Below are 5,209 nucleotides of genomic sequence, written 5' to 3'. Positions count from 1 at the left end.
TTCATAATAGTTAAACTCTTGTTCAACGATAAAGGTTGGAAATTGTTCTTTAAACATTTTATATGCAACAGTTTTCTTATCTGAACATTTTTGCAAATAATTTATTGTTGGTATAAAGGTAAGAAGGAAATCAATTTCGTTTTTAGTTAAATTTTCCACATTTAGCCACCCTGTAACTGTTAGTTTTTCCACATTGATCCTCCTTACATTTCCCCATAGATTTTTGTGCTATTTAAATCACAGATAAATTAATAAAATTTGTATAACTCTACTCAATGATTAGTTCAAAAAGAAATGTGAAACCTCTATATTGAAGTATTGCTCCCTATTACTTTATTTACAATACTTTACAATCTATTTTTATCCTTAATATATAAACTCATGAATTCTAACTTTTTATTTTTCTAATTTTAATAGTTGAACAATGTATGATTATTTTTGTTTGTGAAAATAAAAATATTTCATGTTGTAATTTCTTTTTACTCAATGGAACAATTTCATCGTATCCCCAATCATCGAGCCCTTTCCTACCACCAAAGACGATTTTATTTGGGTTGTTACCATAAACATTTCGGGTAATCTCATAATCCATTAAAAACTTACGGACATTTATCCATTGTATTTCATATATACCTCCACCCTCTTCATACTGCTCAACTACTATTTTAATTGTGGTTGGGTCTTTCGTTTTCCCATTCTCTTTATTAAGAACCGTAAGCGAAACAACTTTCCCATCATGAAAAGAATTGTGTTTCAAAAAATTTGCTGTCTCTTTATTAAATCTAGGTAATAGTTTTTTTAATGCTTTAGCATAGCCCATTACATCCCAATGGTCATCATCAATAAAATATTTCATTCAAATCATTCTCCCCAAACCAGATGCCTGTCATTAATTGTAACACCCATAATACATCCTAATTTTACCATAAATGTATCTAATGAAATATCATCGTCTTATATACTTCTTCAAATAAACTGAACCGTCAGGACAAAAAAACGCTAACCCTTCTTGGATTAGCACACTGATAGTTGAAATGTATTGCTGTACAAACTATTACTAAATATTGTATTGCTCCTCATCCATCATGTTTGTCGTCTTCTTGCCATACAATACATTCTTTGGATTGATAATTATGATTAAAACCGCTGCTACTACATAAAAAATTGCGTTATACATGATTAAATCGAGTAAGTTTCCGTTGATTAAGCCAATATAAAAATTAAAAAATAGATGGATGAAGATTGGGATGAGTAAGTTCTGATTTAAATTATAAAATGCTGCCATAATAATCGAAGTTGATATGATGGAAATCATAAAGAATAGAACATATTTAATCAAGTCGATACCTATAAACCCTGTAGTAAACCATATCGGTAAATGCCACATTCCCCACCAGAACCCAATGATTACCGAGGCTTTTAATGGCGAATGCTTCTTTTGAAGCTCTGTTTGTGCAAAACCTCTCCACCCTAATTCTTCACCTAGTGGCCCAGACAGGAGAGTTTTAAAAAAGTAATAAAACAGCATTCCCCATGAAGATTTCGTAAAAATAGAGTTTACTTCACTTATATTCCATACGAGAAACAAAATCAGTAAAAATATGAAGGCTTGGAGCATACTTACAGAAATGACAACAGATAATTTAAGTTTAGTCTGAAATTTATTTTTAACGAAATGTATAAAGCTTTGGCCAGAATAGATTTTTTTAAATAGTATTGCAAAAGCAAAGGTTGAAGACCATGCTGATATACAAAGTACAAGATCAAAAACCCATGTAGGAAAGCCCAATAGCTTTATGGCTCCTACAAGGCAAAAAAGCGGTAAAAAAATGAGATTAGTTAGAAAAATAAAACTTGCTACTGGTTTTTTAAGCTTCTTATTGCTATTCATACAGTTCCCTCTCTTCAAACTAAGTATTTCGTCAATTATATATTTACGAATACCTTCAGCATAAAGCTAGGAGTTACACACAGGTCAATACATATCTGCATTATTTTTCTCGGTTGAATAAGCAATAAGAAACTACCAGTATACTAGATTATGTATGTATTAATTGCGTTCCTTTATCCAGTTAAAGATGATGCAACCACGCTAATTAAATGTTCACCTTATAGGTACATACATTTCTAAAAAAACACGTTCAAGTCCCTCTTCATAAGTAGTAAGCAATAGATTTATATAAACAAGACCCAAAAGTTCATACCCTTTTTCTTTTGCTACTTTTCTTATACTAGCTTCCACAATATGATCAGTATTTTTTCCACCCGTTGACCATCTCCCATCCTCAACAATTGTATAAAGACATCTTGGATGCGACAGAATTTCACCTTCAATTGCTTTATCAAAATCCTCTACTTTTCTTACAATGATAAATTTATCTTCAAGCATCCCTTCATCATTGAAACGTATGACTCTTCTTAAAGATGTGAGAATCACTGCTTTTTTTAACCTGTCTGTGCTTTCTTTTAAAGTGTCATATTCGTCATATGAAGTATAATGCTCCATTTCTCCTTTTATTTCTATAGGCTTCATTTCTTTTACTACGTATACACCTAGATATTTTTTAATTTTTTCGCAATCTTCTTTTACGATTTGAATCTTTTTTAACAGTAGTTTGTTATATTCTATTTTCTCTAAGACCTCTTGTTCTTTCTCCTCTAATAATGATTGTATTCCCTCTATACTCTTACTTTTTCTTAATTCTTGAATTTTTTTTATTTCAATATCAATTTCTCTATAAAAATTTACAGTTGTTATATCATAAATATCTAAATGATTATATTTTCTATACCCATTCTCACTATTTTGCTTAGGATTTAATAATTCCTTTTTCTCATAAAATTTTAAAGTATCTCTAGATACACCTAAAAATTTCGCCACTTGTCCAATTGTGTACATTATACTCTCCTTTATCTTTAATACATATTCTTTATGAAATTTTCAGTACTTCAAAAGATAAAATTAGTTTTATAATTACGTATTTAGAAAGAGGTTTATCAAATATGTCATTGCTGCATCATTGTGGAATTGCCTTTCCCTTGCTCTAGCTCCATTTGAAATCACAATAATATCAAAAACGTGCATTCCCTAATTCAATTAATATAATCAGAGGTTACCTTTATACATAACCTAAATCTCTAGATGATCCTAAGTCAATAATAAAATGCACTTTTTGAAAAAGAATTAAAGAAGAGAGTCGGTAAAGCAACTGGAAAGGCTATGGGTATATTATAAAAGTTTAAATCCCCCTTAAAGAGAGGAGGCCTTTATTATTCTATAATTTTATTTAAACATCTTTGCAAAAGTATTTTTACCAACAACTCCGTCTTGTGTTAATTTATTATTCTTTTGGAATGCGATTACTGCAAAATATGTTCCATTACCAAAAATACCATCAAAGCCTTTAGGATCATATCCTAAACAGTAAAGCATACCTTGAATAACTCTTGTGATATTGCCCTTTGCACCACTAGAAACTGTAAGAATAGCATCCTTTGTCCTAGGACCCCAAATACCATCGACAATTAATCCTGCATTGAACTGTCTGTTTAGTTCAGTTTGTAAAGCCATTAGAGCAATCTTTTTTGTCTTTGGTCCAAATATCCCATCAAGAGCTATTTGATATTTATATTCATTTTTTAACCATTCTTGAAACTTCTTAATGTAACTGTTACCAGAAGAAGCAGGCTTAGATTCTGATGGCTTCGTAACAACCTCAGTTTTCACTTCAGCCTTAGGCGCTTGTACAGTAGTCACTCCTTCTGTTTCCTTACCAGTTAAAGATTCGGCAATTGCCTTACAAATCTCATTAAATTTATTATGATAAATTTCTACATCTGCTTTACTGTCTACAAAACATACTTCAATAATTATGGCTGTTTTCTTAGTATTGTTTAAAAAAACAAGATCGGATCGTTTTTTTGCACCACGGTTTCTTAAACCACTTGCTCTTGCAATGGCATCTGATACTTTTTCAGTAATAACCCGTCCACTTTCAGAAACATAAAGGACCTCTACACCTCGCGGATCATCTGTTTTACTTGCAGCGTTAAGATGGACTGAAACATCTAAATCACGCTCTAGAGAGTTGTGCAAAGCCACTATTCGGTTGATATTATCCCTTTGAGTTTTCGATGTATTATCGTGGTATTCAATTACTTCAACCTGTAGTTCTTTTAAATACTTTACTACTTGCGAGACTACCCTACGCGCTTCATTAACTTCATCAATAAAATTATTAGCTCCCCTTACATGCAATCCGTGACCACTTGAAATAACAATTTTCATAGTTTCATCACTCCTTTTGATATTGTATTTGTAAATCGTTCTCTTTGATAGACCTTGTGTACTTAGTGTTTTTTATCAATTTACTGCACCTCACACCTCCCAGGACATAGAAAAAGAGCCATCGTTTGATGACTCTTATCTTAGATTCATTTTATATTTTAGAAATTTTGTATACTCTTTGGTAATTAGCAAAACATCAATGGGTCCACCACATTCTGCAAAAACATCCTGTAACTTTTGAAAATTCACAGCAGTTGAAACTATAAATTCTGACATTTCAGCTGCATCCAATACTGTCATTAGCTCAAAATCAAAAATCCCTTGGTCTATTAAACCTTTGATTGCAGAGACTAATATTCGTTCTCCAATCCAATAAGACCCAAAATACACTTCATTCCTATCGAGAACATTTATTCTTTCAATCAAACGCCTATTTACAAGAAATACAAATGGTTCATCTTCAGAATATCCTACCAGGTAAAACTCGGTTTCACGAAATGGATATTTATTCAATAAGTATTTTTTTAACTTATCTGCTACTTCTTGTATATCATCCTTATCATTAATACACTCAAGCTCAAAGTCACTTAATAACTTAGTTGTAGATATCTTTCCCTCGTGATTCGTACCGTGAAAGCAAATTCCGTACTTACCATTTGCTAATATAAAAATTTTATCTTGATTATCTGTCATAATGTATTTTTCTGATAAACCATTAGCGTAATTTAAATTTCTTGTTAACCTACTGTCTGCAGCTATTGCTATTCCATCTGGTACATATGTTATAGCTAAAAATGTCATAAAATCCCTCCCTTATTTTAAGATTTATTCTGCATATAAAGAGGAAATTCATTTAAATCGTGCTTACTGCGAAATTTTACCAAAAATTACAATATTTAGGCTCAATGTAAAACTAATATT

The 5,209-nt window shown here is 31.2% G+C and carries 6 protein-coding genes; all 6 read right to left on the bottom strand.

Features of this window, described 5'->3' with window-relative positions:
- Positions 1–192 (bottom strand): hypothetical protein (locus HU235_RS06535; RefSeq protein WP_174879691.1); only part of this gene is annotated, 192 nt, incomplete at its 3' end.
- 196 nt (positions 193–388) lie between these two features.
- Entirely contained in the window at positions 389–856 is a 468-nt protein-coding gene (locus HU235_RS06530; protein WP_145585039.1) for a hypothetical protein, read from the bottom strand.
- Between the two features lie 201 nt (positions 857–1,057).
- On the bottom strand, positions 1,058–1,891 hold the full coding sequence (locus HU235_RS06525; RefSeq protein ID WP_174879690.1) for a CPBP family intramembrane glutamic endopeptidase: 834 nt from the start codon (positions 1,889–1,891) through the stop codon (positions 1,058–1,060).
- A gap of 213 nt (positions 1,892–2,104) precedes the next feature.
- Positions 2,105–2,899 carry a MerR family transcriptional regulator gene (locus HU235_RS06520; protein ID WP_145584456.1) on the bottom strand — a complete coding sequence of 265 codons (795 nt, stop codon included), beginning with the start codon at positions 2,897–2,899 and terminating at the stop codon, positions 2,105–2,107.
- 384 nt (positions 2,900–3,283) lie between these two features.
- Complete coding sequence (locus HU235_RS06515) at positions 3,284–4,288, bottom strand: N-acetylmuramoyl-L-alanine amidase (RefSeq protein WP_174879689.1); 1,005 nt, start codon at positions 4,286–4,288, stop codon at positions 3,284–3,286.
- A 135-nt stretch (positions 4,289–4,423) separates the two neighbouring features.
- Positions 4,424–5,089: an Ntn hydrolase family protein gene (locus HU235_RS06510; RefSeq protein ID WP_095302318.1), complete on the bottom strand. Its 666-nt coding sequence runs from the start codon at positions 5,087–5,089 to the stop codon at positions 4,424–4,426.
- Positions 5,090–5,209: the final 120 nt, after the last annotated feature.

Source organism: Metabacillus niabensis (genome assembly GCF_902829255.1).
Taxonomy (GTDB): Bacteria; Bacillota; Bacilli; order Bacillales; family Bacillaceae; genus Metabacillus; species Metabacillus niabensis.
The sequence above is the reverse complement of the archived record's forward strand: the minus strand, read 5'-3'. Positions and strand labels throughout refer to the sequence as shown.